The following is a 26,062-nucleotide window of genomic DNA, read 5'->3' as shown; positions in this document are numbered from 1 at the left end:
AAGAGGAGAAACCCGTGAGACAACCCAGGCTCCGCCGGAGCATGACGGCATTCGTCGCCCTGGTCGCCGCCGCCGCGCTGACGGCGTGCGGTGGCTCAGGGTCCGGCACCGATTCCGGCAAGGACGCCCTCGAAGCGCCCGGCGCGGAGGTGCTCGAGAAGGCCACCGACAAGACCACCATCGAGTTCTGGCACGGGATGAAGGGCGCCAACGCCGCGGCGATCGACAAGCTGGTCGCCGACTTCAACGCCCAGAGCGGTGGCAAGGTCGAGGTCAAGGCCATCTTCCAGGGCAACTACGACGAGACGATCGCGAAGTACAAGGCGTCGGTGCAGCAGAAGAACACCCCCGCGCTGGTGCAGATCTACGACATCGGCTCCCGCTTCATGGTCGACTCCAAGCAGACCGTGCCGATGTACAAGTTCATCGACAAGGACAAGTTCAACGCCGGCGACATCGAACCCAACATCGCCAACTACTACTCCATCGACGGCAAGCTCCAGTCGATGCCGTTCAACACGTCCACCCCGCTGCTCTACCTCAACAAGGAAGCCTTCGTGAAGGCCGGCCTCGACCCGACGAAGCCGCCGCAGAACCTCGACGAGATCGGGGAGATGGCGAAGAAGCTGACCGTCAAGGACGCCGGCGGCAAGACCGTCCAGTACGGCTTCGGCGCCGCCATCTACGGCTGGCTGGTGGAGCAGCTGATCGCCACCGACGGCAAGGAGTACTGCGACAACGGCAACGGCCGCAAGGGTCTCGCCACGAAGGTGCAGTTCGACCAGGAGACCGGCGTGCGCGTCGCGCAGTGGTGGGCGGACCTGGTCAAGGGCGGCTACGCCACGAACACCGGCCGCAAGACCGACGACGCCCAGGCTGCCTTCAAGGCCGGCACGGTGGCGATGCACCTGGAGTCCACGGGCGCCATGCGTGGCTACATCGACGCGGCCAAGGGCAAGTTCACCGTGCTCACCGCGCCGTACCCGAAGGCCAGCAGCTCGGCGACGGGCGGGCCGATCATCGGCGGCGCCTCGCTGTGGATCAACGGCGTCGGGCACAGCGACAAGGAGAAGCGGGCCGCCTGGGAGTTCGTGAAGTTCGCCGCGAGCCCGAGCCAGCAGGCCAAGTGGCACACGGGCACCGGGTACGTGCCGGTGAACGCCAAGGCGCTCGACGAGCAGATCGACAAGGACTGGGTGGCGCAGTACCCGCAGTTCAAGACCGCCGTGGACCAGCTGCACGCCCTGCCGCCGTCGGTGGCGTCGGCCGGCTGCCTGCTCGGCGTGATGCCGCAGGCCCGCAAGGCGTCCGAGGACGGCCTGGAGGCGGCGATCGTCGGCAGCAAGCCGGCCGACCAGGCCATGAAGGACGCCGCGGCGAGCGTGAAGCCCGCGATCGACAGTTACAACAAGTCCGTCAGCTGACCAGCGGGTCTTGAGGGGGGCCGGCTCCGGCGGAGCCGGCCCCCCTTCGTGTCTCCGCCGGCTCAGATGACGTACGCGTACAGGTCGACGAGGGCGCCGTCCGCGCGGTGCAACCCGGCGGAGTCGCCGTGGGTGCTGTTCCAGAACGCGGTGGCACGCCCGTCGTGGTAGGCGGTCGCGTCGTCGGTGCCCGGGCCGGTGTGCACCCGCAGCAGCCCGCCCGGTGCGATGACGTGGCCGTCGCCCACGATGATCCGGTCGGACGCCTGGTTGCGCAGGTACCAGCCGCCGACGTCCACCGGCTGGTCGGAGACGTTGCGCAGCACGACGTGCTCGCCGGGGGAGTGGCACCGGATGTCCTCGATGGCCACGCCCGCCGCGCCGCGCACCGGGCCGCGGCCGTGCAGCAGGTCCTTCAGGGCGGACGGGTAGTTGGTGATCATGCCGTCGACGCCGAGGTCCAGGGCCCACCGCCAGAGCTCCGGCGAGTCGACCGTCCACGGCACCAGGGCCAGGCCCGCCTCGATGACACGGGCCGCGTCCTCGGGCCGCAGCCGGCGGATGTCCGGGTTGACGGAGAAGATCCACCCGGCGAGGTCCGCCAGCTTCCCGCCCGCCGGCACGTCGTAGGTGATGAGCGAGACCGGGACGTCCGGCAGCCGCGTGTGGACGTCCCGGAGGGCCTGCTCGTCGAAGGAACCGACGATCAGCGGCCGCGGACGGGCGCCTGGCGCGATCCAGTCGCGACGCCGCCGCAGCCGAGCGACGACCGCCCGCGCCAGGCCGGGATTCACCGCGGGGGACTTCAGTTCGAGGTTCAGCCCGACCCGGTCCCCGAGCAGGTCGAGCAGTTCGTCGAGGGTGAGGATGTGCTGGCCGGTGAACTCGGCCGCGTACCACCCGCCGGCGTCGAGCTTCTTCAGCTCGGCGAGGGTGAAGTCGTGCACGTTCCAGGGCGGGCGGTCCGCGAACGCCCGCCGGGCGTCGGTGGTGCGGGCCAGCGTCACATCGTGGATGATCACCAGCTCCCCGTCGGCGCTGAGCTGCACGTCGGTCTCGACGTAGTCGGCGCCCTCGGCGATCGCGCGCTCGACGGCGGCCGCGGTGTTTTCCGGCGCCATCCCGGACGACCCGCGGTGCGCGTACGTCGCGGCGTGCCTCCCGCCACGGCCGACCGGCGGTGTCGTGCCTTCCCGGGGAACCGGCGCCACCGCCGGCCCCGCATGGAGGGCCGGCCTCGATGACGGACTCGTGCTCATCCAAGGACTCCCTGTGACGCGGCCGACGCCTCCGGCTACCGCCTGACCCTAACCGAGATCCAATTCGGTCTACTCGTGGCGGTCCTTCCCGCGTTGCTCGGCGTCGATCAGGCGGAGTGCGCACGAGTTCGTCGGCCGAAAGCTCACGTTCACCTCGCGCCGGCTTATGCGCTCACTCTGCGGTGAGCGGCAGCTCGACCGGCTCGACGGCCGTACTGCCCGGCGCTGAGTGGTGCGGCGCCGGGCGGCTCGGCAATCGCGAGTGCCGATGGTGGCGCACGGCGACCTCGCAGGTGACGAGGCGGATGGGCGCCGGCGCGGCGGCGAACGGGCCCGGCCCCCAGCGCACCCAGAGAGCGACCCGGCCGGCGTCGGCCTCGGCGAGCAGCTTCTCCATCGTGCGCCGGCGATCGGTGCGGTCCACCTCGATCACGATGGGACGACCCGCGAGACGGGCGCAGGCGACGTCTACGACCGAGTGCCGGTTCTGGTAGGGGGCGGGCAGCGGGACGACACTCGCGGCACGTCGGTACACCCGGAAGCCCTGGGCCTCGCCCCACGCGGCGGCCGCGTCGACGAGTAGCGCGGTCACCTCGTCGGTCGACCGGTCCACGAAGGTGAGCCGGCCCAGGTGGGCCGCCAGGGAGGTTGCGAGCTCGTCGTCATTCACGGTGTTTTCTCCGGCCTGGTGCGCGGGTCGCAACCCGGGCGCCTCGCGCTTGAAGGACCTGCCGTTCTCTTGTCCCGTTGCCACGTGGACATCTTCCCGACGGTGGCAAGCCTCGCGGGTGGACGTCGAGGTCGGCCAGGAGCGTGGCGCAGGTACGCCGGGCCGGTAGCTGCCCGTGCCGCTGGCGAAAGTTCAGTCGCGCTGAACGTCGGCACCAGGTGGGTCGAACCAGTGACGAACGTCCTTCGCAGGCACGTCGTATCCCAGTGCCCGCTCGCCGCTCCAGTTGATGCCGACCAGCACGGATTGCTCCGCCAGCCACGGCAACAGGTCGGTCAGCCAGGGGTCCAAGGCACATGACACGATCGTCAGCCCGTGGTAGGCCGCGACCTGGTCCACCACCAGCTTCGCTCGGGACCCCTTCGACCAGAACGGCATCGCCCGCGTGCCGTCCGGCTTGTGCGGGGCGATGTATGAGTCGTCTTCCAGGAGCGTCCAGACCTGACGCTCCGTCGACACCTCCCGCCTGAATGCGGCGGCATGTGCGCTGGCGATACTCATTGGCCCCTCCGTTGTCCTCCCGCCCCGCGAGGCGGAGGTCCATCCTGCCCGACGTCCTGTGCCCCGAACGGACCGGCTGCCTTCCGGCCGCCTGCGGCTACAGCTCGTCGAGCGGCACGTCGGGGTCGGCGAGCCGGTCGAGGTCCACCGGATCGGCTGCGGATACGAGCCGACGGATCGACGGCACGACGTCCCACACGTTGACGTTCATGCCGGCGAGCACCCGACCGCGCGCCGTCCAGAACGCGATGAACTCGCGCTTGGCGAGGTCGCCCCGGACGACGACCCGGTCGAACGCCCCGGGCGGGGCGTGTCCGACGTACTCCATGCCCAGGTCGTACTGGTCGGTGTAGAAGTAGGGCAGGTCGTCGTAGCTGACCGCCTGCCCCAGCATCGCGCGGGCCGCCGCCGGGCCGCCGTGCAGGGCGTTGGCCCAGTGCTCGACGCGCAGGTGCCGGCGCAGCACGGGATGGTAGGCGTTGGCGACGTCGCCGGCGGCGTGGATCTCCGGGTCGGCGGTGCGCAGGGACGCGTCGACGACGATTCCGTTCTCGACGGTGAGGCCCGCCGCCTCGGCCAGCTCGGTGTTCGGCCGTACGCCCACGGCCACCACCACGGTGTCGGCGGGCAGGTCGGTGCCGTCGGCCAGCCGGACCGAGGCGACACGACCGGTGCCGCGGATGTCGTGGACCTCGGCGCCGAAGTGGAAGCTGACGCCGTGGTCCCGGTGCAGGTTGGCGAACACCCGGGCGATCTCGTCGCCGAGGACGCGGCGCAACGGCAGTGGGGCCGTCTCGACGACGTCGACGGTGGCGCCGCGCTGCCGGGCGGCCGCGGCGACCTCCAGGCCGATCCAGCCCGCGCCGATGATCACGAGGTGCGCGCCGTCGACAAGCGCGGCGGCGATCCGGCGGCTGTCGGCGAGGGTGCGCAGCCGCAGCACCCCGTCCAGGTCGACACCGGGTGCCGCCAGGTCGCGGGGCGTGGCGCCGGTGGCCAGCAGCAGCTTGTCGTACCGGAGGTGCTGGCCGTCGGCGAGCCGGACCTCGCCGGCGGAACGGTCGACGGCGACGGCGCGGGTGTCGGTGCGCAGGTCGACGTCGTGCGCGGCGTACCACCCGGCGTCGTGCACGTACACGCTGTCGGGTTCGGCGCCGCCGGTCAGCAGGCCCTTGGACAGCGGTGGCCGCTCGTACGGTCGCTCCGGCTCGTCGCCGATCACGACGATGCCGCCGTCGAAGCCCTCCTCCCGCAGCGTCTGCGCGGCCCGCGCGCCGGCGAGCCCGGCGCCCACGATCACGAACGTGCCGGTCTTCGACATCGGTCCAGCTCCTTTCGGGGGTACGTCGATCAGCGGGGGCCGACCCCGGCCAGGGTGAAGAACTCGGCGCGCGAGCGGTGGTCGTCGCGCAGGGTGCCGAGCAGGGTGGAGGTGATGGTGCTGCTGCCGACGGCCTGGACGCCGCGCAGCGTCATGCACAGGTGTTCGGCCTCGATGACCACGCCGACCCCGCGCGGGCGCAGCTGGCCGGTCAGCCAGTCGGCGATCTGCTTCGTGAGGCGCTCCTGGACCTGCGGGCCGTGGGCGAACAGCTCGACCACCCGGGCCAGCTTGGACAGGCCCAGGATGCGCTCGCCGGGCAGGTAGCCGACGTGCGCGACGCCGACGAACGGCAGCAGGTGGTGTTCGCAGACCGACCGGATCGGGATGGCCCGGGCCAGCACCAGCTCGTCGTAGCCCTCGTCGTTGGCGAAGGTGGTCGGCTGGAACTCGCGCGGGGTGAGCAGTTCGGCGTAGGCGCGGGCCATCCGGCCCGGCGTGTCGGCGAGCCCGTCGGCGGAGAGGTCGACGCCGAGCGCGGCCAGGAACTCCGCCGCCGCCCGTTCCGCGGCGGCCGGGTCGCGGCCCGGACGCTGGTGCTGCACTCGTAGCGCGCTGACACTCACTCGGAACCCCCAGGAGATTTTCACCAACGCTCATTGGTGATAGCGATCATGCTGCCTCACCGCGCCCCGAATTTCAATAGCCTTCATTGGTGATAACCTCTCGGCATGAGCACGGGGGAGCGCTGGAACGCGATGGCCGCGCTCGTCGACCGGTCCCGACGGGCGCTCTATGACTACGTGTGCCGCGCCGACCACCCGGTCACCCGCGAGGAGGCCGCCGAGGCGCACGGGATGTCCCGCAACCTCACGGCGTTCCACCTCGACAAGCTCGTCGAGTCCGGCCTGCTGCGGGCCCACTACGGGACGCCGGCCGACCAGCCCCGGGGCCGCGGCCGGACGCCGAAGGTCTACGAGGCGATCGGCGACGGCGTGGCGATCACCGTTCCCGAGCGGCGCTACGAACTCATCGCCGAGATCCTCGCCGACGCGGTCGCCGACGACCCCCACGACGCCCCCGAGGCGGCGCGGCGGCACGCCCGGCGACGCGGCCAGGAGATCGGAGCACGGGTACGCGACTCCGGCGAGGACCTCGTCGCCGCGCTCGCCGGCCTCGGCTTCGAGCCCGAGGCGCTCGACGACCAGGTGCTGCTGGGCAACTGCCCGTTCCACGTCCTGGCCGCCCGGCAGACCGCCCTGGTGTGCGGGCTCAACCACGCGTTCCTCGCCGGCCTGGTCGACGGCGCGGGACGCACCGACCTGCTGCCCCGCCTCGCGCCGCGTCCCGGGGCCTGCTGCGTCCGGTTGGACGGCGTCGCGGAGCACTAGCCGCTCACGGTGAGACGCGGACCTCGACCGAGCTGATGTACCACCGGAAGTCGGACGTGCTGTCGATGGACACGTCATTGGTGCCGCTCATGTCGAAGGAGCGCGTGCCGGCGCACACGATCACCGACTGGCCCGCCGGCACCGGTCCCGCGCTGAACAGCTGCGCGAAGTAGTGGGTGCCGCGGGTCAGCTTCTCCTGGTGGAAACTCTCGTCGTCGTCGGTGGTCTCGTCGAGCGTCGACATCGCGGCGTACGACGGCTCGGCCACGTTCGGGTGCAGCACGTCGAGCATGAGGAAGTTCTGCTGGGTCGTGCGGGAGTTGGACCAGCCCCACTCGTCCGTGGTGTCCAGCCGGTGCGTCGCCTCGACGCACTGCGCGTCGATGAGCACCTCGACCAGGCCGGTCGTCGGCGGGACGAACGCGAACGCGATGGCGCTGAAGCCGTCGCCGGACGCGTAGTCGAAGTCGCCGGCGTCATCGTCCTTCATGGTGATCGAGATGCCGACGTCCCCGACCGAGGGGTTCAGCGTGTGGACGCGGTCGACGACGAAGTTGTCGTTGCGCACCGGGACGAAGCCGAAGTTGAACCCGAAGAAGGGCGGCCGGAAGACCTCCCACCGGTGCGGGTCGTCGCCGTCGTCCGGCTCGAAGACACCCCAGGGGAGCGCGCGGTCGTGGAAGGGGGACAGGCTCAACCACTTGTCGAGGTGGTGCCCGAGGTGGAACCCGGGACCGACGTTCTCGTCGGCGGCGAACACGTCGCCCAACGCCTCGTGGTAGTCGGCCGCTATCGCGACGATCGCCTCACGCCGGATGTCCCGGCTGCGCAGGAACGCCTTGGCCTTCCGTCGCCGGGCCCGGTTCAGCGCGTCGTAGCTCGTCGTCAACCCCTCGGGCGGCTGGAGCAGGTCACGAACGGTCATCCGTTCCTGCCGCATCAACTCGCGCAGCTGCGCCCAGTCGTCGTCGCCCAGCAGGCGTCGCAGCCGCTGGCTCGCCTCCGCCGACAGCTTCGCCGCCCTGCGGCTGCGCTTCGTGGTGACCGCCCGCAGGCGTTTGTCACGTTCCTCCCCAGCGGCCTCCGCCGACCGCCGGGCCTCCACGGGGAACTGGCGGAAGTTGTGGACTGTCTGGTCGGTGCTGACCATGGGAACCACCCCATCAGAGCCTCGCCCTCATCCTGCTGCCGAACGCGCCCGCTGGCCAGAGGGGTTGTGCCAATCTGGCAAAGCCGCAAAAGGTGCCAACCGGCGAGGGCCCCCACGGAAGTGGATCTCTGCCGTATGGTGCGCTGATGCGTCGCCGCGTACCCCTGACCCTGCTCCTCGCACCGCTGCTCGCCACCGCGTGCACCAGCGATCCGGCCGCCCCGGCCGCCGGCCCGTCCGCCCCCACGACCACGCCGAGCCCGACCGCGCCCGCCGTCGACTACACCGCCTGGCAGGCCGGGCGCTCGACGCCGGTGGCCGACAAGATCTACCCGGCCCGGGGCAGCGACGCGCTCGACGTCCTGCACTACGACCTGGCGTTGGACTGGGCGCCGGCGACGAAGACCCTCACGGGCGCCGCCACCCTGCGGATCCGGCCCACGAAGGACGCTCCCGCCCTGGTCCTGGACTTCATGCCCTACCAGGTCGACGGGGTGACGCTGGACGGCACGACGGTCACCGGCGCCGTCGCCAAGGAGAAGCTGACCGTGACCGCACCGGTCGTCGCCGACAAGCCGGTGACGCTGGTGGTCAAGTACCACGGCACGCCGAAGACCACGCCGATGCCGTCGCACCGCAAGGACGTGGAGGACCTGGGCCTCACCGTCACCAAGGAGGGCGGCCTCTGGACGATGCAGGAGCCGTTCGGGGCCTTCACCTGGTACCCGGCCAACGACCAGCCGTCCGACGAGGCCCTCTACGACATCCGGGTCACCGTCCCGGCGGGTTGGTCCGCGATCGCCAGCGGCACCCCGGCCGGCCAGTCCGGGACCACGTTCACCTACCGCAGCGCCGACCCGGTCGCGTCCTACCTGACCACCCTGGCGGTCGGGAAGTACCAGAAGCTGACCGCCAAGGGGCCCCGGGGTGTTCCGCTGACCTTCTGGTACCGCAAGGGCGCCGACGACAAGCTGCTGCCGTACCTGAAGAAGTCCCCCCAGTACCTGGCCTGGCTGGAGAAGAAGTTCGGGCCCTACCCGTTCCCGTCCGGCGGCGTCGTGGTGGTGGATTCGGCGTCCGGCATGGAGACCCAGCAGATGATCACGATGGGCCGGAAGATCGAGAACACCAAGGCCCGCCGCGACCGCTGGGGCGGCGACCTGCTGCACGAGTACGCCCACCAGTGGTTCGGCGACTCCGTCACGCCGACCACCTGGACCGACCTGTGGCTGAACGAGGGCTGGGCCCAGTACGCCCAGGACCTGTACACCAAGGAGACCCTGCACCTCAGCGACGCGAGCCTGGACCGCTACCTGCGCGACGCCGACGCGGCCATGCGCAAGAAGCTCGGCCCGCCCGGCAAGCCCAACCCGAAGAACTTCGCCGAGGGCAACGTCTACCTGTGCCCGGAGGCCATGCTCCACGAGATCCACCGGCAGCTGGGCGACAAGGCGTTCTTCGCGCTGGCCCGCGCCTGGGTGCAGGACCAGCGCAACACCCAGCAGGACCGGGCGTCGTTCATCGCCTTCGTCAACAAGCAGACCGGACGCGACTTCACCAAGCTCATCAACACCTGGCTGGACTCGAAGACCACGCCGAAGCCGATCAAGGCCACCTGAGCGGTCCGCCCGGCAACGACGACGCCGCAACGGCCGGCGGGCCACGACGCCTCGCCGGCCGCCGGCCGATCTCCGCCTCGGCTGGTGACGACACACACAGATCGCACCGCCACCCTTGCCGGAACGACCCCGTCGACCAGAATCGACGCATGAGCCATGATCCGGTTTCGGTGGTGCGGGACTTCTTGCGGGTCGTCCGATCGGGAGCCGATCCGCGCCAGGCCGACCGGCTGATGGCGCCCACGGTGATCGCCCACCAGGTGCAGGCCGAGGATCGGGCGACGATCACGCGCACCCCGCGGGAGTACGCCGAGCACGTCGAGGAGATGCTCGCGGCCTACGGGCCGTTCCGCCTGGAGATCGACGAGCTGTTCGGATCCGGCGACAAGGTGTACGCGCGCTGGACCCAGAACGGCGTCCACGTCGGCACCGTCGACGGCATCGCCCCCACCGGCCGGCCGGTCACGCAGGTGACCAGCTGTGTGTACCGCGTCGCCGACGGGAGGATCGCGGAGTACTGGATCCAGATCGACCGGTGGGGACTGCGCGCGCAGCTCGCCGCCTGACGCGTGGCCGCCGTGGTGGAGCGCGGCCACGGCGCGTCCCGTTCCGCAGCACACGTCAACCACGAGACGCCGGAGGAGAGGTCCAGCAGTGAGGATTCTTGTCGTCGGGGCGGGCGCGACCGGAGGCTACTTCGGCGCCCAGCTCCAGCAGGCCGGCCGGGACGTCACCTTCCTCGTCCGGTCCCGGCGCGCCGACGTGCTCCGCGGGCGCGGGCTGCGCATCACCGGCCTGGGGACCGACACCGTGCTCGCGCCGCGGCTGCTCACCGCGGCCGACGTCGACGGGCACTACGACATCGTCCTCGTCTCGGTGAAGGCCACCGCGCTGCCGGCGGCGCTCGACGACGTCGCCGCCGCGGTCGGTCCGCGTACCACGGTGATCCCGTTCCTGAACGGCATGGCGCACATGGACGCGCTGAACGAGCGGTTCGGTGCGGACGCCGTGCTCGGCGGGGTGGTCCGCGTCCTCACCACGCTCGACGCCGAGGGTGACATCGTCCGGCTGGGCGCCCTGGCCGAGATCGTGATCGGCGAACAGCGGGGCGGCACGTCGCCGCGCGTCGCGCAGATCGCCGAGGTGCTGTCCGGCGCGGGCTTCGACCTGCGCGTCTCGCCGGACATCCGCGCGGCCATGTGGCACAAGTGGGTCTTCATCAGCACCCTCGGCGCCCTCAACACCCTGGTACGCGGCTCGGTGGGCGACGCCGTCGCGGTCCCCGGAGGCGACCGCCTCGGCCCCCAGATCGCCGCCGAGGCCGCCGCCGTCGCCGCAGCGGCCGGGTATCCGGTGCCGAAGCAGACCCTCGACACCGTCCGGGCCTTCATGACCCGGCCCGGCTCGGCCGACACCGCCTCGCTCTACCGGGATCTGGTCGCCGGGCAGCCGACCGAGGCCGAGCAGATCTTCGGCGACCTCACGGCGCGGGCCCGTGCGCTCGGCGTACCCACTCCTCTGCTGGACGCCACGACGGTCGCTCTGCGCGTGCACGAACAGCACCTCGAACGCCAGGACACGACCGAGACCGTGGCCTCCCCGTCGGCACGCTGAATCCCGCGGCCGTGGGGGAGGCGTCCCGAACCCCTACCGCCAGCTCAGCCGGTGTTCCACCTCGTGGGACACGCCAGGGTGCCGGCGGCCGGCGATGAAGCCTGACTAAAGTCAGGCATATGAACTCGGAGCTCATCGCCACCGTGCGGCGGTTCAACCGGACGGTCACCCAACGGGTGGGCGCTCTCGACGACCAGTACATGTCCCGCGACCGGCCCCTCGCCCAGGCGCGGCTGCTGTGGGAGATCGGCCCCGACGGCGCCGAGGTCGCGGTTCTGCGGGCCCGGCTCGGGCTGGACTCCGGGTACCTCAGCCGGCTCCTGCGCACCCTGGAGGGCGACGGGCTCGTGACCGTCGGCCCGGCCGACCGGGCCGGCGGCGACGGGCGGGTACGCGTCGCCACGCTCACCCCGGCCGGACGGTCGGAGTGGGCGGAGCTGGACGAGCGCTCCGACGAGCTGGCCCGGTCCATCCTCGAACCGCTCAGCGACCGCCGCCGCGAGCGCCTCGTCACGGCGATGGCGGAGGTGGAGCGGCTGCTCGTCGGCTCGATGGTGGTCGTCGAGCCCTGCCCGCCGGCAGAGCCCCGGGCCCGCGCCTGCGTGCGGGCGTACGCCCGCGAGATCGCGCAGCGCTTCGACGACGGATTCGACCCGGCACTCAGCAAGCCGGTCCGCGACGAGGAACTCGTCCCGCCCGCCGGCGTGTTCCTGCTCGCCACCCTCAACGGCGAGCCGGTCGGCTGCGGGGCGGTCAAGCTCCACGCCGGCGCGCCCGCGGAGATCAAGCGGGTCTGGGTGTCCGACGGCGTCCGTGGGCTGGGCGTCGGCCGGCGGCTGCTGGACCGGTTGGAGCGGTACGCCGCCGAGCGTGGCTGGACCGCCGTCCGGCTGGACACCAACCGCAACCTCACCGAGGCGATCGCCATGTACCGCGCCGCCGGCTACGAGGAGATCGAGCCGTACAACGACGAGCCCTACGCGCACCACTGGTTCGAGAAGCGCCTGGCGCCCTGACGGGTGTGCATATCGGGGCGATACGACCCGAAGAGTATGGCCGGCCAATCTATTGATATCAATATGCTGTCCGCAATCTCGAATCAGGTGCGCTCCCCGAGGCGCACCGGTCCTGATGCGGAGGAACTCATGGTTCGCTGGCGCACCCTCACCGGCCTGTTGGCCACCGCGTTGGCCGCGGTGACCGCGGGCAGCCTCACTCTCGCCGCACCCGCCGTCGCCGATCCCGGTCCCGTGACGCCGAACGTCGTCGGTGGCACCCGCGCCGCGCAGGGCGAGTTCCCGTTCATGGTGCGGCTCTCGATGGGCTGCGGCGGCGCGCTGTACAGCCCCCGCCTGGTGCTCACCGCCGCGCACTGCGTCGGCCGTACGGGCACCAACACCAGCATCACGGCGACCCTGGGCGTGGTCGACCTCCAGTCGTCCAGCCGGATCACGGTCCGGTCGAACTACGTCTACCGGGCGCCCGGCTACAACGGCAGTGGAAAGGACTGGGCGCTGATCCGACTGGCCACCCCGGTCACCAGCCTGAGCACCCTGAAGATCGCCAACACCACCGCCTACGACAACGGCACCTTCACGATCGCCGGCTGGGGCGCGGCGACCGAAGGGGGCGGGCAGCAGCGGTACCTGCTCAAGGCGACCGTGCCGTTCGTCAGCGACGCCACCTGCAGCGCCAACTACGGCGGCGACATCATCCCGGCCGAGGAGATCTGCGCCGGCTACGCAAGCGGCGGCGTGGACACCTGCCAGGGTGACTCGGGCGGTCCGATGTTCCGCCGCGACGCCAGCAACGCCTGGATCCAGGTCGGCATCGTCAGCTGGGGCAACGGGTGCGCCCGCCCCAACTACCCCGGTGTCTACACCCAGGTCAGCTACTTCGCCGCCGCCATCGCCTCGGCCGCGGCGAGCCTCGGCGGCTGACCGCACGACCTGACGGGCGGCCCGGCGTACGACCAGCCGGGCCGCCCTGCCCGCGTCCCCGAGCGCTCGGGTCAGGCGTAGAGCGGGCTGCCGGTCTCCAGCAGCGACTTCAGGTCGCTGAGGACCTCGGCCCAGCCGCCACCGGCGCCCTCGACCTCGCCGGCGACCTGCGCCAAGGTCTGCGGCGCGCCCTCCAGCTCATGGGTCACCGTCAGCGACGTGACGCCGTTGCCGCGCTCCGCGATCTCGTACGTCAACCGGGTGGCCGGCTCGTCCAGCCACGTGGCCCGCCAGGTCTGGACCAGCCGGACCGGCGGGTCCACCTCGATCACCTCGCCCTCCACCGGCACCTCCGGCATGCCCGCCTCCTGGTGCTCGGGGATGGCCCGGGCCCGGTAGGCGCCGCCCGGCCGCAGGTCGTATTCGGCGATGCCCTGGTAGCCGTACCTCCGGGTCCACTCCGGCTTGGTGATCGCGTCCCAGATCGCCTGCGGGGTGGCCTTGATGTAGACCCGGTAGACCTTGGTTGTCCCGGCCGTCGTCGTGGTGGTCATGACTTCTCCTTCGGGTCGTCGCGTTCGAGTTCCGCCTTGAGGTCCAGCAGCGTCGTGGTGTGGTGCTCGGTGTACTTGTCGATCCAGCGGTCGTGGATCAACCGGATCGGCACCGGGTTGAGGAAGTGCAGCTTCTCCCGGCCCTGCCGCCTGGTGACCACGAGACCGGCGTCCTCCAGCAGGCGCAGGTGCTTCATGACACCGAACCGGGTCATCGCCAGCTCGGACTCCAGCTCCGTCAACGTCTGGCCGTCGCGGACGAAGAGCCGGTCGAGCAGGGCGCGTCGGGTCGGATCGGCGAGCGCCTTGAACACCAGGTCGTCGTCGTCGCTCACGGGACCAGGATAGGTGACCAAATGGTCACATGTCAACGACGGCGAGGTCGGGCACGCGTCGAGACGACGCGAGGGCTACGGCGTGAGCAGCGGCTCCACGAACATCGCCGGCTGCCCGGGCGGTCCACTGGCGGGTAGCCGCTCGACCGCGCCGTCGCGCACCGACAGCCGTACGCCGCCCGCGGGGTCACGTGGGGAGTGCCAGAGCTGGTAGCCGAACAACACGTGTCCGGTGTCCTCCCAGATCGGCTCCCGATACATCCCCTGGGGCATGCGTCGGTCCTCCTGGGCCAACCACCACACCTGCGGCTGCGCCCCGGCTCCCGGCTCGACCGGGAAGAGGGTGAGGGCCGGCGGCTCGCGGCGCACACTCCACAGCCGGTCGCCTCCGGGCGCGAGCCGGGCCGTCAGGTCGACCGGTACGGTCACCGTCGTCCCATCCTGTTTGACCACGGCGACCCCCTGCGCCGTCCGCACGCTTCCGGTGCCGCTGAGCGGGTCGACCTGGTCAACGGTGTACGCGTGCCGCTCCGGCGCGCTGCCGGGCGTCCAGCGCATGGTCGCCCGCCGGCCCTCCGACTGGTCGCCGAAGAAGACCTGGCCACGGTACGCCCCGAGGAGGTGGATCACCTGGTCCTCCGGCCAGGGCATGGTCTCCACCGGGCCGCCGGCCAGGTCGACAACCCGCAGCCGGTATCGAATTACCCGCCGGTGGTGCTCGGCGTCCACCACCGCCACCCGCCTGCCGCCGTCCAGCAGCGCCACGCCCGGCATCCGCACCTCGTCGATCTCGGTCACCTCGCCCGCCGCGGAGACCAACCGGGCCGGATGTCCGAGGCCCGTCACGAGCACGCCGTGCCTGGTCTGCAGCGCCCGGCTCCAGTGGGCGGCGGGGAGCCGGGCCAGCTCGACCCGCCCGCCGTCGCGCCACTCGACCACGGTGCCGTTCGCCTCCACCACACCAGCCCGCGGCGGCGCGCCGAACGGCGGGCCCGGCCGCTCCTCCCGGTTGTGCCGCAGGAACGTCACGAACCTCGCGCGGCCGTGCGTCGTCTCACCCGTCGACCGGGCAATCGCGCGCAACCCGAAGGCTCCGGTCGGCGGGCCGCCGGGGTTCGGCGCCGGGCCGGCCCTCATCGGCGCGGCGGCCGACGCCGCGGGCGCGGTGCGGGCGGTCGGCTTGGTGGCGGCCGGCGCGGTGCGGGCGGCCGGCTTGGTGGCGTCCGGCGCGGTGCGGGCGGCCGGTGCCGCGCTCGAACGGCGGCCCAGCCACAGCCGCAGCGGTTGGTCCTCGTCGCCGTCGACGTGCAGCAGGCCGGTCCGCTCCGCGAAGGCCAGCCCGTCACGCAGCTCCGCCTCGCTCACCAGCAGCCGCCCGGCGAGCTTCGCGGCGGTAACCTCCAGCGGCGCCCCGGGGAACCACCTCAGCACTGCCTCGAGATCGTCGGCGAGGCGGCCGTAACGGGCGCGGTCGTCCTGCAGCCGGACGGCCCGCACCCGGTCGGGCGGCAGCGACAGCACGGTGTCCACCCGGGCCGGCCGCCCGGCGCGGTAACCGTCCGGACCCTCCCGGACGAGGATGCCGGCGGCGGCCAGCAGCGGCAGCACGTCGCGCCTACGGCGTACCGGCGGCACGCCCAGCTCGGCAGCGATCTCGTCGAGCCGGCGTTGCTGCCCTGCCAGCCGGGCCACCACCTCCGCGTGCTGTGCCGCGTTGCGCGTGTCCAGATCGGCGTGGCCGGTGGTCAGCGGCTCCCGGGGCGGCTGCCACAGCGGCGCGTCGAGCCAGCCCGGTGGGCGCTGGTGGGCACGGCACCATTCGTCGACGTGCTCCACGGTCACCGGCCCGCCGTGCTCACGGGCCGCGGCGTTGACGATGCCGGCCAGCTCCATCGGCGCGTACTGCAGTTCGAGCTGCCAGCCGTCGTAGCCGGGGCCCACGGCGGGCCGGGCGCGTGCCAGCCAGACCGGTGGGGCGGGTGCCGGATCGGGCCAGAACCGGAGCAGCCAGCGGTCCCCGAACCCGTCCTCGGTGTCGCCGCGCCGGCATGCCACCCGGACCCGGTAGGTGCCGGCGTCGCCCAGGTCGAGGTCGGTCTGACCGGCGCCGCCCGTCAGCATGGTCAGCGACAGCCCACCGGAGCGCGCGCGGTAGGGCGTCTCGAGCACGTCGTCGAAGCCCGCGTGGTCATCCGGCGGCGGGCCGTCGTGGAGCTCCAGCCGCACCACGTGGTAGCCGTCGCCGGCCTGGCAGGTGATCCAGCCGGCGCCGGCGCCTGCGAACGTGCCGGTCGGCTCGTCCCCGCGGTCGCGCTCGCGGGGCAACTCCGCAGCGTCGCCCGGCACCCCGAATCCGCCCGGGTCGCGCAGGACGACGAGTCCATATTCGGGGGAGTAATCGTCGCGCTCGAACGCCCGTACGACGGCCACGGCGGCCACGCTAACAGAATCCGGCCGCATCCGTGGGGCGCCGGCGGCTGGCGACAAGCGCCACCGGCCAAGCATCTGTACGGCGGCGCCGCGAACGTCCCCGGCGGCGTGCCGGGTGTCAGGGTCGGTCGGCGACCATCACTCGGCTGTGGCGCAGCGACGTGCCGCGGCGGACCGGGAGGGCCAGTGCCCGCGCCGTGTCGAGCAGGTCCTCGTCCCGGGTCACGGTCCAGCCGTGGCGGGTGAGCAGGGCGGCCATGGCGGCGGAGGTCCAGGTCGAGCGCCACGGCTCGTTCGCCCAGACGCTCGACCGGCCGGTGGACGCCGTCAGCAGCCGGGCCACGACGCGGCCCAGCGCCGTCGAGGTGGCGGGGCTCTGGAAGTTGACGACCAGGCGGCTGCCCGGCGCGGAGCAGGCGGCGACTTCCGCAACCGTGGCAGCCACCTCCGCCCGGGTCAGGTACGGCACGACGCCCTCCCAGACCCAGGTCGTGGCGAGGTCGGCGCGGTGCCCGTGGGCCGCCAGCGTCGCGGCCAGCCGGTCACGGCCGAAGTGGACCGGCACGAACCGGGGCGGCGTGCCGGACAGGCCCGCGGCCCGCTCGCGCTTGTCCTGCTGGGTGGCCGGCTGGTCGACCTCGAAGACCGTCACCCCGACGAGTTCCGGCATCCGCCAGGCGCGGCCGTCCAGGCCGGCGCCGAGAATCACCAGCTGCGGGGACGGGTGCGCCCGGATCGCGTCGTCGATGGCGATCGTCCGGGGCGCCATGAGTTCGGCGGCGGCCCGTACGGTCTCGTAGTCGATCCGCTGCCGCCACGTCCCGGGTGGGACCCCCTCGCGCACCCACTGGACGGCCTCCCGCTCGTCCGGACGCAGCAGGTTCAGGGCGGTGGGATCGGCGAAGCGGCCGGGGGCGATCAGGGCGTGTGCGGCGGCGCGACCCTGGCACACCAGCACCGCGGTGCGACTCGCCCGCGGAGTTCTCGACATCGCGGTCAGCCGTCGATCCGGGTGATGTTGCGGATCTTGTTGGCGGCGTCCAGGGCGGCCACCTTGTACGCCTCCGCCAGCGTCGGATAGTTGAACACCGCGTCCACCAGATAGTCGACGGTGCCGCCGCAGCCCATCACCGCCTGCCCGACGTGGACGATCTCGGTGGCGCCGGTCCCGAACACGTGCACGCCGAGCAGCCGCCCGTCGTCCGGCGAGACGAGCAACTTCAACATGCCGTACGAGTCACCCACGATCTGGCCGCGGGCCAGCTCCCGGTAGCGGGCGATGCCGACCTCGAACGGGGTGGAGCTGTCGGTCAGCTCCTCCTCGGTCTTCCCGACGAAGCTGATCTCCGGGATCGTGTAGATGCCGATCGGCTGCAACTCGGGCATCGCGCGGACCGGCTCGCCGCAGGCGTGCTGCGCGGCCAGCCGGCCCTGCTCCATCGAGGTGGACGCCAGCGCCGGGAAGCCGATCACGTCTCCGACGGCGTAGATGTTGTCGACCGCGGTGCGGTAGGTCGCGTCGACCTGGATCCGGCCCCGGTGGTCCGCCGCCAGGCCGGCCGCGTCCAGCGCCAGGTCGTCGGTCTGGCCCTGGCGGCCGGCGGAGTACATGACCGTGTCGGCGACGATCCTCTTGCCGCTGCGCAGGACGCACAGCGCGGCGGTCCGGTGCTTCTCCACGGCGGCGACCTCCTCGCCGAAGCGGAAGGTCACCGACAGGTCCCGCAGGTGGTACTTGAGCGACTCGACGATCTCCTCGTCGCAGAAGTCGAGCATCCGGTCGCGGCGCTCCACCACGGTCACCTTGGTGCCGAGGGCGGCGAACAGGGACGCGTACTCCATGCCGATCACGCCGGCGCCCACCACGACCATGCTGCGGGGCACGGCCTGAAGATTGATGACGCCGTCGGAGTCCACGATGGTCCGGTCGTCGAAGTCGACGCTGTCCGGGCGGGCCGGCCGGGTGCCGGCGGCGATGACGATCTTGTCGAAGGTCACCCGGGACTCGCGGCCGGAGCCACCGTCGACCCAGACCGCGTGCGCGTCGGCGAACCGCCCGGTGCCGGTGATCATGGCGACCCGGTTGCGGGCCAGCTGGTTGCGGATCACGTCCGTCTGGCGGCTGATCACGTGCTGGGTCCGGGCCGCCAGGTCGCTGACCGTGATCTCCTCCTTGACCCGGTAGCTGCTGCCGTAGAGGTCCCGCTGGCTCAGGCCGGTCAGGTAGAGGACGGCCTCGCGCAGCGTCTTGGACGGGACGGTGCCGGTGTTGATGCACACCCCACCGATCATGTCGCGGCGGTCCACGATGCCGACCCGCCGGCCGAGCTTGGCCGCGGCGATCGCGGCCTTCTGACCGCTCGGCCCGGAGCCCAGCACCAGCAGGTCGTAGTCGTACACAACCGTCAGCGTGGCAGCATGTCCGGGCGCGCGCCAGAGGCGATCCGGCGCGTCAGTGCGGCGCCGGCCGGGCCGGCGGTGGCCCGGCCGGCCGGTCGACAAGCGCGACCAGCTTCTTCGGGGCCAGGACGCAGTAGCTCTCGGTGAGCAGTTCGCCGACCTCGGCCCAGTCGACACCGTCGTCGAGCACCATGCCGACGACGTCGGCGCCCCAGTCGGGCTTGTAGAACGGATGGCCGCCGGCGAGCAACCCGGCGATCTCGTCGCCGGGGGAGCGGAAGTTCAGCACGCAGATCGGCTCGTCGCTGGCGGCGGCCCGGGCAGAGGCGGCCTGGTGGTCGGGGCCGACGGTGAGCACGTGGGCGAAGGTCCGCTTGCGGATCCGCCATCGGGTGCCCACCCATGCCGGCTCCTCGTAGGCTTCCGGCAACCCGAGGCAGGCGGGCCGGAGCCGATCGAGGATCTCGGGTGGGACGTCGCCACGATCGGTCACGCGAGGGACGGTACGCGGCCCCTCGGACACTTCCGCGTGCACCGCTGCGGTGGCGTCAGGCCAGGAGGGTCTCGCGCATCCGCGCGCCCGGATTGATGCGGCCGACCACCCGAGGGCCCGCCGGGTCGTACACGTCGAGGGTGTTGTTGCGGCGCATCAGCTCGCGGACCGCAGGCGGCAGCCGGGGCGGGTCGTCCATGGCCGCGAGGACCTGCCCGGCGGTCGAGATCAGTCGATCGGCAAGCGCGGCCGCGTCGGTGTCCACTCGCACCCGGCCGTACTCCCAGCCGGCGGTGGTGAGGTCGAGCAGCTCGAACACGTGGGTCACCAGCGGGTTGGGGTCGGTCACCCGGTCGAGCCGGGGCGCCCCGCCGCCCACCACCGCGACGGCGGCGGCCACCTGCGCGTACGGGTGGAAGCCGCTCGGCAGCGCGAACAGTGGCCAGCGCAGCGCCCGGCCAGCCTCCTTCCACAGCGGCCGGTAGTTCCCGCGGTGCACCAGGAGCCGCCGGCCCGTCCGCCGGTGCACGTCGCGGGCCTGGGCCCGCAGGTCGGCGTGGGCCTCCTCGGCGGCCACACTCACGATCCGGGCCGCCACCACCAGACCGTCGTCGTCGGCCAGCAGCCGGCTGACCGCCTCGACCTGGTCGGCAAACCGGATCTGGGCGCCCGCGCCGTACCGGTGCTGGACGTCCCGCAGCAGCGCCTGCTGCCGCGCCGGATCGAGCTGGACCCGCCTGCCACCCAGCAACTGCCGGAGCCAACGCATCTCGCCTCGTTTCAGCAGCCGTCCCGGACCGCGGCAATGCTAGTGCGTCAGGTGTCTCTCGTATGGTGATGGGGTGGCTGAACGATCTCTGACCCTGATGGCGGTGCACGCGCACCCTGACGACGAGGCGACGAGCACCGGTGGCGTCCTCGCCCGGTACGCGGCGGAGGGCATCACGACGGTGCTCGTGACCTGCACGGACGGGCGGTGCGGCGACGGGCCCGGCGGGGTGAAGCCGGGCGACCCGGGGCACGACCCGGAGGCCGTGGTGGCGATGCGCGCGGCCGAGTTGACGGCCAGCTGCGAGGCGTTGAAGGTCACCCACGTGGAGACGCTCGGCTATGCCGACTCCGGGATGATGGGCTGGGCGACCAACGACCTGCCCGGCGCGTTCTGGAACACGCCGGTGCCGGAGGCCGCCGACCGGCTGGCCGAGTTGATCCGGCGCTACCGGCCCGACGTCGTGGTCACCTACGACGAGAACGGCTTCTACGGCCACCCGGACCACATCCAGGCGCACCGCATCACCATGGCCGCCGTCGAGCGGACGGGCATCCCCGCGAAGGTCTACTGGACCACCGTGCCGCGCAGCGCCTTCGAGGAGTTCGGCCGCATCATGAAGGAGATCGGCGTCGAGTTTCCCGAGCCGGACGGGCCGTCGGAGGAGATGCCGCAGCTCGGCCTGCCCGACGAGGAGATCACCACCTGGGTGGACACGAGCGGCTACGGCGGGCAGAAGTTCGCATCACTGGCGGCGCACGCCAGCCAGGCCGAGAACATCTTCTTCCTGCAACTGGGCCAGGACCGGTTCACCGAGCTGATGGGCGTGGAGACCTTCGTCCGGGTCCGCGACACCACCGACGCGCCGACGCCCGAGGACGACCTGTTCGCCGGACTGCGCTGACCGGCGCCGCTCACGCGCGCACGCCAGCCTGACGACCGAGGAAACACGGCCCCTCCGGTGTGTTACCCGGCCACCCGGGTACCCGCACGGCCCGTGCACCAGCTCAGGGGGAGGCGCGCATGAGCGACCCGATCGGGCGTCCGGGCCGGAACGGGCACAGCGGCAGCCCGACCGACCGTCTGGCGCAGGACGTCGCGGACGTCGTCCGCGAGGAGGTCCGTGCCGTCCGCGGGCAACTGACCGAGGCGGCCCGCCCAGCCGGGCTCGGGATCGTGCTGCTGGCCGCCGCCGGCGGTTGCCTGGTCCTCGGCGCCGGCGCGGCCTCCACCACGGTTCTGCGCCTGCTGGAGACGTTCCTGCCGCGCCGGTTGGCCGCCGCGGGCCTCACCGCCGGCTACCTGGCCACCGCCGTGGTCCTCGGTGGGATGGGGCTGGAGCAGCTGCGCGCGGCAGGCGGCAGTTCCGCCCGACTCGCCGACGAGGTGCGCGACATGGTGTCGGCGACCGCCTCCCGGGTGGTCCCGGCCGGCACCGACGCCGCCCGTAACGAGCTGGGCCGGTAACGGGGACCGGACGGGAGGGATCTCATGCCGGACAAGCACGAGCAGGCCGAGCAGATGCGCGACGACGTGCCGTCGACCGTCGCGCGCTCCGACGACAAGGCGGTCCGCACGTACAAGAAGACGCTGGAGGCGGCGGAGGAGAGCTACGGCGACGGGGAGCGGGCGCACCGCACGGCGTACGCGTCGTTGAAGCACACCCACGAGAAGGTCGGCGACCACTGGGAGCCCAAGGAGCACAAGGGGCCGTCGGATCCGCAGGCGGCCCTGGGCACCCCGGCCTCCCGCGACAGGAGCCGCCCGACCGCCCAGGGGGTCGACGCCAACGCCAGCACGGGGCACCTCGAGGACGTGGCCCGCCGGGTGGGCGTCGACGACCCGCAGAACCTGGACCGGGACGAGCTGGTCCGAGCCATCGAGAAGGCCAACGCCCGGGCCACCGCCCGCGCCCGGCGGAGGTGAACGCCGAGCACAGGGCATGGTTGGATGGGCGAATGGGTTTCACGGTGGTGGACGTCCCGGAGCGGGAGCGGTTCGAGGCGCGGGACGAGGCGGGCGCCACGGCCGGCGTGGTGACGTATCAGCTGACCGGCACCATCATCGCCTACACCCACACCGAGGTCGCCCCGGAGTTCGAGGGACGCGGCGTCGGTTCGACGCTGGCCCGTGCGGTGATGGACCACGCGCGGGCGAACCGGCGCACCGTGGTGCCGATCTGCCCGTTCCTGAGCGGCTGGCTGGAGAAGCATCCCGAGTACGACGGCATCGTGGCCCGGTCGACCCGCAAGCTCAAATAGCGGACTGCGCCGCCTGACGCCCGCACTGGCCCCATCCGGTCAGCAGCGCGATGTCCGCACAGTGCTGCCCAGACCGCTCGGGCCCTCGCCGCAAGCCGCCTGGCAAGGGTCGCCACGTCCGCTGACCGCGACCCGCGACATTGAAACTCGCATCTGATGCAACCCTCCGAGCCGGACCCCGCGTGACTATCCGGACTCGAGAATCGGAGGCATCGGATGAGCGATCGTGACGCCGCGTTCGCGGCGTACTTCGCGGCACGATCAGACGCGATGCGCGGGACCGCCTACCTGCTGTGCGGCGACTGGCATCGGGCGGAGGACCTGGTCCAGTCCACGTTCACGAAGCTGTACCTGGCCTGGAACCGGGCATCCCGGCACGAGGTGCTCGACGCGTACGTCCGGCAGATCCTGTTGCGGACCTTTCTCGACGAGCGGCGCCGCGGCTGGTGGCGGCGGGAACGGGTGAACGCCGAGGCGGCGGAGAGGGCCGTGACGGCGGAGTCGCCGGAGGAGCGGCTCGTGCTCTTGCGGGCGCTGGCGGACGTTCCGCCGCGCCAGCGGGCCGTGCTGGTCCTGCGGTACTGGGAGGACCTGTCCGTCGAGGAGACCGCGTCGCTGCTCCAGTGCACGACCGGGACCGTGAAGAGCCAGGCGGCGCGGGGCCTGGACACGCTGCGCCGGCTGCTGGCACCTACGTTGGCCGCTACAGGGAGGCAATTCGATGAATGAGGACGACCTTCGAGGAGCGCTACGCCGCACCATGGCGGCCACCAGTCCTCCCCAGCCGATGAGCACGACCGACGCGCTGATCGCCGGTCGCCGGGCCCGGTTCCGTCGCCGTGTCGTCTCGTTCTGCGCCGCGTCGGCGACAGCGGTCGTGCTTGTCGCCGCCGTCGGGTTCACCGGCGCGCTGGGCAGCGGAGGCAGCTACCGTCAGGCTGGTACGAAGCCGTCATCCGGCAGCACGGCGGATCCGACGCCGACCCTGCCGCCCGGTGCCGTGCTGTGCACACCGGCAACCTGCCCGCACCTGGGAGCGCCGGACCTGTCGCCGGAGGAGTGGGACGCGCGCAGGAACCGGGCACGGGAGATGCTCGACGATCTCCTTGCCGCCCTGCCCGCCGGATACACAGTGGTGAGAGACGACCCACTGAATCCGCTCGATCCGATGGTGTCGTCGTCGGGGATCTACCAGGTGTACTTCACCGTACGGCAAGGGAAGCAGACCGGGGGGGTGCTGGTCGAGGTGCACACCCCGGAGTCCAGAATTGGAAACCAGCGGCAGTGGCAGGGTGACGGCTGCGACCTGGCGCTGGAGATCTGGCCCTACCCCCGCGGAAAATGCCAGCTGATGACCGTCGGCCAGGTGAAGGTAGGGGTGGTCCAAGCCCGCTGGAGCAACGAGACCCCGAAGCGGTCCGCCCAGTGGGCCGCGTACCGGCACCCGGACGGGGTACTGGTCAAGGTCGCCCAGTTCTCGGGGCTCGACCGATACTGGAAGGCCCCACCGGAGCTGAAGAAGCTGCCCTTCACCGCCCAGCAACTCGCGGACCTCGCCGTCAGCGACTGGTTCCACGTCGACCCCGATTGACATTCGGCACGACGGGTGGAGGCGCCGGCCCGGCGCCTCCACCCGCGATCAGCCGATCAGGGGTCGGCTGACGACGCTGTCGGTGCGGCCGCTCAGCTCCCGGTCCAGGGTCTCCTGCGCGTCGCGCATCGCCTCGGCGTACCGCGGTTCGGCGAGCCGCCGCATCCCCACCTCGGGTGCGACATCCTCGACCACCGCGCTGATCCACCAGATGTTGCCGAACGGGTCGCGCACCCGGCCGCCCCGCTGACCGAAGGCGTGGGTGGCCGGTGCGGTGACCACGCGGGCTCCCGCGGCGACCGCGCGCTCGGTCGCCGCATCGGCGTCCGGGACGAAGACCCGCAGCAGCGACGGCATGGCCGGCCAGTCCGGTCGCGTGTCGAACGCCAGCAGGATCGTGTCGCCGACGCGGATCTCGGCGTGGCCGATGGTTTCGTCCTCCAGCCGTACCCGCGCGAGCTCGATCCCGTCGAACACCGCGGTGACGAAGTCCAGCAGCTGTCCGGTGTCCGGCGTGACGATCCACGGCGCGACGCTCGTGTACCCGGCGGGCGCGGTGCTGTTCATGTTGAATCTCCCTCGTGTGGTGACGAACTGCGCCGACGGTAGGACGGGTATAGGTCAGTTTCCGTCCTAACCGAGCGGCAGAATGGCGGCCATGTCCGACGCGCGTGCCCGACTGCTGTCCCTGCTGTCGCTGTTGCAGACCCCTCGGCTCTGGCCGGGAAGCGAACTGGCGCAGCGGCTCGGGGTGTCCGGCCGGACCGTGCGGCGTGACATCGACCGGCTGCGGGAGCTGGGCTATCCGGTGCGTGCGGAGCAGGGCGGCCTGGGCGGCTACCAGTTGACCGCCGGCGCGGCCATGCCGCCGCTGCTGCTGGAGGACGACGAGGCGGTCGCCGTGGCCATCGGGCTGCGTACTGCCGCGGCGCCGCCGGTGGCCGGGGTGGACGAGGCGGCGGTGCGGGCGTTGCGCAAGCTGCTTCAGGTCCTGCCGGCCCGGCTGCGGCGCCGGGTCGACACCCTGTCGTCCTCCACCGTGGCCCACCCGTTCTCCGTGGCCGGCGAGCCGGTGGACCCCGACACGCTTGTCGTCACCGCCGCGACGATCGCCAACCACGAGCGGCTGCGGTTCCGGTACCGCGACGAGGGCCGGCACGTCGAGCCGCGTGCTCTGGTGACGGCCGGGCGGCGCTGGTACCTGCTCGCCTTCGACCTGGACCGCGACGACTGGCGGACCTTCCGGCTGGACCGGGTGAGCAGGCCCGCCGCCACCGGGGCTCGGGCGGTCACGAGGGACGTGCCCGGCGGCGACGTCGCCGCCTTCGTCGCCGACCGGACCATGCAGATGGCCCCGACGTACGCGGCCGACGTCGTGATCCACGCGCCGGCCGCCCGGGTTCTGGACCGCCTGGGCGGGCCGCCGCCGGGCACGCTGACCGACCAGCCGGACGGCACCTGCCGATGGCTCGCGCCGCCGGACACCCCCGAATGGCATGCGCTCCGGCTGGCGTCGGTCGGGCTGCCGTTCGAGGTCGGCGGCCCGCCCGAGCTGGCCGCCCACCTCAGGTCGACGGCCGCGCTGTTCCAGGCCGCCACGGCGGGGCCGGACCGCCAGCGCCTCCGTCAAGACGATGCGGTGGCTCCGGGCGCCGCGTGACCGTGCACGCCCCCGCGGCGGTGGATCTCCGGGCGATGTCGTACGTCCGTGGTGGAGTGCCGGCCATGGGCGTGCTGTACGACTACTTCCGGGCCGCGGACGACGCTGCCGCCGTCCGGCTGATGGAGGACCTCGACGGTGGGCCGGTCGCCGTCAGCGGCGACGGCGCGGCTGTCGACGCGATCGACCTCAAGGGCATCGACCCCACGGTGATTCTCGGCAAGCTCGTGAGTCTCGTCTGCGGTGTCGACTGGGACGTGAACACGATCGTCTCCGGCCTGCTGTGGAGCGGGGACGAGCAGGAAGGACCCTGGCTGATGTCCATCGACTCCGCCACGCGGGACACGCTCGCCTCGATCGACGACGCGCAGATGCGTGAGCTGTCGGCCCGGTGGGGGAGGATCGAGGAGTTGGCGTGGGGCGGCCCGCCGGCCGACGACGAGCTGCTGCCCGTCATCGAGCAGATCGCCGCCCTCGCGCGGCGTGCCCGGGACGCGGGCGAGAACCTCTACTGCTGGTGCTGCCTGTGATCGGAGCATGCCGCCTGTCCACTGAACGTAGTCAAGCGTCGAAAGAAGCCTAGAAGATCATAATCGCGCTCTCGGCCTCGCTCCGTTGGG

General features: G+C 72.1%; 29 protein-coding genes. 15 read left to right on the top strand and 14 right to left on the bottom strand.

Features of this window, described 5'->3' with window-relative positions; all coding sequences use genetic code 11:
* Positions 1-14: 14 nt before the first annotated feature.
* Positions 15-1,424, top strand: a complete 1,410-nt coding sequence (locus tag NLX85_RS16405) for an ABC transporter substrate-binding protein (RefSeq protein ID WP_254335984.1) — start codon at positions 15-17, stop codon at positions 1,422-1,424.
* Positions 1,425-1,486: 62 nt separating this feature from the next.
* On the opposite strand, the gene NLX85_RS16400 is transcribed toward NLX85_RS16405, so the two are convergent.
* The 5 genes from NLX85_RS16400 to folE all read right to left on the bottom strand — a co-directional run bounded on the left by NLX85_RS16400 (position 1,487) and on the right by folE (position 5,840).
* The gene (locus NLX85_RS16400; protein WP_256566947.1) at positions 1,487-2,683 is read right to left on the bottom strand and encodes a glycerophosphodiester phosphodiesterase family protein; all 1,197 of its coding nucleotides are present in this window, start codon (positions 2,681-2,683) and stop codon (positions 1,487-1,489) included.
* A 172-nt stretch (positions 2,684-2,855) separates the two neighbouring features.
* Positions 2,856-3,353: a hypothetical protein gene (locus tag NLX85_RS16395; RefSeq protein WP_254335975.1), complete on the bottom strand. Its 498-nt coding sequence runs from the start codon at positions 3,351-3,353 to the stop codon at positions 2,856-2,858.
* 192 nt (positions 3,354-3,545) lie between these two features.
* Positions 3,546-3,914 (bottom strand): DUF2750 domain-containing protein, encoded by a 369-nt coding sequence (locus NLX85_RS16390; RefSeq protein WP_254335973.1) that lies wholly within the window; start codon positions 3,912-3,914, stop codon positions 3,546-3,548.
* A gap of 97 nt (positions 3,915-4,011) precedes the next feature.
* The gene (locus NLX85_RS16385) at positions 4,012-5,235 is read right to left on the bottom strand and encodes an NAD(P)/FAD-dependent oxidoreductase (protein WP_254335971.1); all 1,224 of its coding nucleotides are present in this window, start codon (positions 5,233-5,235) and stop codon (positions 4,012-4,014) included.
* 29 nt (positions 5,236-5,264) lie between these two features.
* Positions 5,265-5,840, bottom strand: a complete 576-nt coding sequence (gene folE, locus NLX85_RS16380; RefSeq protein WP_254335969.1) for a GTP cyclohydrolase I FolE — start codon at positions 5,838-5,840, stop codon at positions 5,265-5,267.
* A gap of 126 nt (positions 5,841-5,966) precedes the next feature.
* Here folE and NLX85_RS16375 point away from each other — a divergent pair, with 126 nt between their 5' ends.
* Complete coding sequence (locus NLX85_RS16375; protein ID WP_254335967.1) at positions 5,967-6,626, top strand: metalloregulator ArsR/SmtB family transcription factor; 660 nt, start codon at positions 5,967-5,969, stop codon at positions 6,624-6,626.
* Between the two features lie 4 nt (positions 6,627-6,630).
* Here the strand turns inward: NLX85_RS16375 and NLX85_RS16370 are convergent, their stop codons facing one another.
* Entirely contained in the window at positions 6,631-7,776 is a 1,146-nt protein-coding gene (locus NLX85_RS16370) for a hypothetical protein (RefSeq protein ID WP_254335965.1), read from the bottom strand.
* 146 nt (positions 7,777-7,922) lie between these two features.
* Here NLX85_RS16370 and NLX85_RS16365 point away from each other — a divergent pair, with 146 nt between their 5' ends.
* From NLX85_RS16365 to NLX85_RS16345, 5 genes are all read left to right on the top strand, one after another.
* Complete coding sequence (locus tag NLX85_RS16365; protein ID WP_254335963.1) at positions 7,923-9,395, top strand: M1 family metallopeptidase; 1,473 nt, start codon at positions 7,923-7,925, stop codon at positions 9,393-9,395.
* 149 nt (positions 9,396-9,544) lie between these two features.
* Positions 9,545-9,961, top strand: coding sequence for an ester cyclase (locus NLX85_RS16360; protein ID WP_254335961.1), 417 nt, complete (start codon positions 9,545-9,547; stop codon positions 9,959-9,961).
* 88 nt (positions 9,962-10,049) lie between these two features.
* Positions 10,050-11,009, top strand: a complete 960-nt coding sequence (locus NLX85_RS16355; protein ID WP_254335959.1) for a ketopantoate reductase family protein — start codon at positions 10,050-10,052, stop codon at positions 11,007-11,009.
* 119 nt (positions 11,010-11,128) lie between these two features.
* Positions 11,129-12,025, top strand: a complete 897-nt coding sequence (locus NLX85_RS16350; RefSeq protein WP_254335957.1) for a helix-turn-helix domain-containing GNAT family N-acetyltransferase — start codon at positions 11,129-11,131, stop codon at positions 12,023-12,025.
* A 129-nt stretch (positions 12,026-12,154) separates the two neighbouring features.
* A complete protein-coding gene (locus tag NLX85_RS16345) occupies positions 12,155-12,949 on the top strand; it encodes a trypsin-like serine protease (RefSeq protein WP_254335955.1) in 795 nt (264 codons plus the stop codon).
* 71 nt (positions 12,950-13,020) lie between these two features.
* Here NLX85_RS16345 and NLX85_RS16340 read toward each other — a convergent pair whose 3' ends face one another.
* The 7 genes from NLX85_RS16340 to NLX85_RS16310 form a co-directional block, all read right to left on the bottom strand.
* On the bottom strand, positions 13,021-13,503 hold the full coding sequence (locus NLX85_RS16340; RefSeq protein WP_254335953.1) for an SRPBCC domain-containing protein: 483 nt from the start codon (positions 13,501-13,503) through the stop codon (positions 13,021-13,023).
* Complete coding sequence (locus NLX85_RS16335; protein WP_254335950.1) at positions 13,500-13,838, bottom strand: helix-turn-helix transcriptional regulator; 339 nt, start codon at positions 13,836-13,838, stop codon at positions 13,500-13,502. The genes NLX85_RS16340 and NLX85_RS16335 overlap by 4 nt, the downstream gene beginning before the upstream one ends.
* A gap of 75 nt (positions 13,839-13,913) precedes the next feature.
* On the bottom strand, positions 13,914-16,268 hold the full coding sequence (locus NLX85_RS16330; RefSeq protein WP_254335948.1) for a hypothetical protein: 2,355 nt from the start codon (positions 16,266-16,268) through the stop codon (positions 13,914-13,916).
* Between the two features lie 118 nt (positions 16,269-16,386).
* Positions 16,387-17,259, bottom strand: coding sequence for a class I SAM-dependent methyltransferase (locus tag NLX85_RS16325; RefSeq protein ID WP_254335947.1), 873 nt, complete (start codon positions 17,257-17,259; stop codon positions 16,387-16,389).
* Between the two features lie 5 nt (positions 17,260-17,264).
* Entirely contained in the window at positions 17,265-18,668 is a 1,404-nt protein-coding gene (gene sthA, locus NLX85_RS16320) for a Si-specific NAD(P)(+) transhydrogenase (RefSeq protein WP_212835908.1), read from the bottom strand.
* A 52-nt stretch (positions 18,669-18,720) separates the two neighbouring features.
* Positions 18,721-19,161, bottom strand: a complete 441-nt coding sequence (locus NLX85_RS16315) for an MmcQ/YjbR family DNA-binding protein (protein WP_254335945.1) — start codon at positions 19,159-19,161, stop codon at positions 18,721-18,723.
* Positions 19,162-19,216: 55 nt separating this feature from the next.
* Complete coding sequence (locus NLX85_RS16310) at positions 19,217-19,930, bottom strand: hypothetical protein (RefSeq protein ID WP_254335943.1); 714 nt, start codon at positions 19,928-19,930, stop codon at positions 19,217-19,219.
* A gap of 73 nt (positions 19,931-20,003) precedes the next feature.
* Between NLX85_RS16310 and NLX85_RS16305 the strand changes: the two genes are divergently transcribed.
* The 6 genes from NLX85_RS16305 to NLX85_RS16280 all read left to right on the top strand — a co-directional run bounded on the left by NLX85_RS16305 (position 20,004) and on the right by NLX85_RS16280 (position 23,782).
* Positions 20,004-20,834, top strand: a complete 831-nt coding sequence (locus NLX85_RS16305) for a PIG-L family deacetylase (RefSeq protein WP_254335941.1) — start codon at positions 20,004-20,006, stop codon at positions 20,832-20,834.
* 119 nt (positions 20,835-20,953) lie between these two features.
* Positions 20,954-21,397, top strand: a complete 444-nt coding sequence (locus NLX85_RS16300; RefSeq protein ID WP_254335933.1) for a phage holin family protein — start codon at positions 20,954-20,956, stop codon at positions 21,395-21,397.
* Positions 21,398-21,421: 24 nt separating this feature from the next.
* The gene (locus tag NLX85_RS16295; RefSeq protein WP_254335931.1) at positions 21,422-21,856 is read left to right on the top strand and encodes a ChaB family protein; all 435 of its coding nucleotides are present in this window, start codon (positions 21,422-21,424) and stop codon (positions 21,854-21,856) included.
* Between the two features lie 32 nt (positions 21,857-21,888).
* The gene (locus NLX85_RS16290) at positions 21,889-22,191 is read left to right on the top strand and encodes a GNAT family N-acetyltransferase (protein ID WP_091307376.1); all 303 of its coding nucleotides are present in this window, start codon (positions 21,889-21,891) and stop codon (positions 22,189-22,191) included.
* 216 nt (positions 22,192-22,407) lie between these two features.
* Positions 22,408-22,920 (top strand): SigE family RNA polymerase sigma factor, encoded by a 513-nt coding sequence (locus NLX85_RS16285; RefSeq protein WP_254335929.1) that lies wholly within the window; start codon positions 22,408-22,410, stop codon positions 22,918-22,920.
* On the top strand, positions 22,913-23,782 hold the full coding sequence (locus tag NLX85_RS16280; protein WP_254335926.1) for a hypothetical protein: 870 nt from the start codon (positions 22,913-22,915) through the stop codon (positions 23,780-23,782). The genes NLX85_RS16285 and NLX85_RS16280 overlap by 8 nt, the downstream gene beginning before the upstream one ends.
* Positions 23,783-23,830: 48 nt before the next feature.
* Here the strand turns inward: NLX85_RS16280 and NLX85_RS16275 are convergent, their stop codons facing one another.
* A complete protein-coding gene (locus NLX85_RS16275; RefSeq protein ID WP_254335924.1) occupies positions 23,831-24,349 on the bottom strand; it encodes a VOC family protein in 519 nt (172 codons plus the stop codon).
* A 91-nt stretch (positions 24,350-24,440) separates the two neighbouring features.
* Between NLX85_RS16275 and NLX85_RS16270 the strand changes: the two genes are divergently transcribed.
* Both NLX85_RS16270 and NLX85_RS16265 read left to right on the top strand, forming a co-directional pair.
* On the top strand, positions 24,441-25,442 hold the full coding sequence (locus NLX85_RS16270; protein ID WP_254335922.1) for a YafY family protein: 1,002 nt from the start codon (positions 24,441-24,443) through the stop codon (positions 25,440-25,442).
* A gap of 35 nt (positions 25,443-25,477) precedes the next feature.
* Positions 25,478-25,972, top strand: a complete 495-nt coding sequence (locus NLX85_RS16265; protein ID WP_254335920.1) for a hypothetical protein — start codon at positions 25,478-25,480, stop codon at positions 25,970-25,972.
* Positions 25,973-26,062: the final 90 nt, after the last annotated feature.

Origin of the sequence: Micromonospora sp. A3M-1-15, from assembly GCF_024213425.1 — a bacterium.
In the GTDB taxonomy this organism is placed as follows: domain Bacteria; phylum Actinomycetota; class Actinomycetes; order Mycobacteriales; family Micromonosporaceae; genus Micromonospora; species Micromonospora chersina.
The sequence above is the reverse complement of the archived record's forward strand: the minus strand, read 5'-3'. Positions and strand labels throughout refer to the sequence as shown.

Coding starts and splice junctions, on each gene's coding strand:
- NLX85_RS16295 (WP_254335931.1), top strand. CDS start 21,422: ATGCCGGACAAGCACGAGCAGGCCGAGCAGATGCGCGACGACGTGCCG.
- NLX85_RS16310 (WP_254335943.1), bottom strand. CDS start 19,930: ATGCGTTGGCTCCGGCAGTTGCTGGGTGGCAGGCGGGTCCAGCTCGAT.
- NLX85_RS16365 (WP_254335963.1), top strand. CDS start 7,923: ATGCGTCGCCGCGTACCCCTGACCCTGCTCCTCGCACCGCTGCTCGCC.
- NLX85_RS16265 (WP_254335920.1), top strand. CDS start 25,478: ATGTCGTACGTCCGTGGTGGAGTGCCGGCCATGGGCGTGCTGTACGAC.
- NLX85_RS16280 (WP_254335926.1), top strand. CDS start 22,913: ATGAATGAGGACGACCTTCGAGGAGCGCTACGCCGCACCATGGCGGCC.
- NLX85_RS16325 (WP_254335947.1), bottom strand. CDS start 17,259: ATGTCGAGAACTCCGCGGGCGAGTCGCACCGCGGTGCTGGTGTGCCAG.
- NLX85_RS16390 (WP_254335973.1), bottom strand. CDS start 3,914: ATGAGTATCGCCAGCGCACATGCCGCCGCATTCAGGCGGGAGGTGTCG.
- NLX85_RS16345 (WP_254335955.1), top strand. CDS start 12,155: ATGGTTCGCTGGCGCACCCTCACCGGCCTGTTGGCCACCGCGTTGGCC.
- NLX85_RS16360 (WP_254335961.1), top strand. CDS start 9,545: ATGAGCCATGATCCGGTTTCGGTGGTGCGGGACTTCTTGCGGGTCGTC.
- NLX85_RS16385 (WP_254335971.1), bottom strand. CDS start 5,235: ATGTCGAAGACCGGCACGTTCGTGATCGTGGGCGCCGGGCTCGCCGGC.
- NLX85_RS16400 (WP_256566947.1), bottom strand. CDS start 2,683: ATGAGCACGAGTCCGTCATCGAGGCCGGCCCTCCATGCGGGGCCGGCG.
- NLX85_RS16290 (WP_091307376.1), top strand. CDS start 21,889: ATGGGTTTCACGGTGGTGGACGTCCCGGAGCGGGAGCGGTTCGAGGCG.
- NLX85_RS16340 (WP_254335953.1), bottom strand. CDS start 13,503: ATGACCACCACGACGACGGCCGGGACAACCAAGGTCTACCGGGTCTAC.
- NLX85_RS16370 (WP_254335965.1), bottom strand. CDS start 7,776: ATGGTCAGCACCGACCAGACAGTCCACAACTTCCGCCAGTTCCCCGTG.
- NLX85_RS16300 (WP_254335933.1), top strand. CDS start 20,954: ATGAGCGACCCGATCGGGCGTCCGGGCCGGAACGGGCACAGCGGCAGC.
- NLX85_RS16350 (WP_254335957.1), top strand. CDS start 11,129: ATGAACTCGGAGCTCATCGCCACCGTGCGGCGGTTCAACCGGACGGTC.
- NLX85_RS16270 (WP_254335922.1), top strand. CDS start 24,441: ATGTCCGACGCGCGTGCCCGACTGCTGTCCCTGCTGTCGCTGTTGCAG.
- NLX85_RS16375 (WP_254335967.1), top strand. CDS start 5,967: ATGAGCACGGGGGAGCGCTGGAACGCGATGGCCGCGCTCGTCGACCGG.
- NLX85_RS16285 (WP_254335929.1), top strand. CDS start 22,408: ATGAGCGATCGTGACGCCGCGTTCGCGGCGTACTTCGCGGCACGATCA.
- NLX85_RS16275 (WP_254335924.1), bottom strand. CDS start 24,349: ATGAACAGCACCGCGCCCGCCGGGTACACGAGCGTCGCGCCGTGGATC.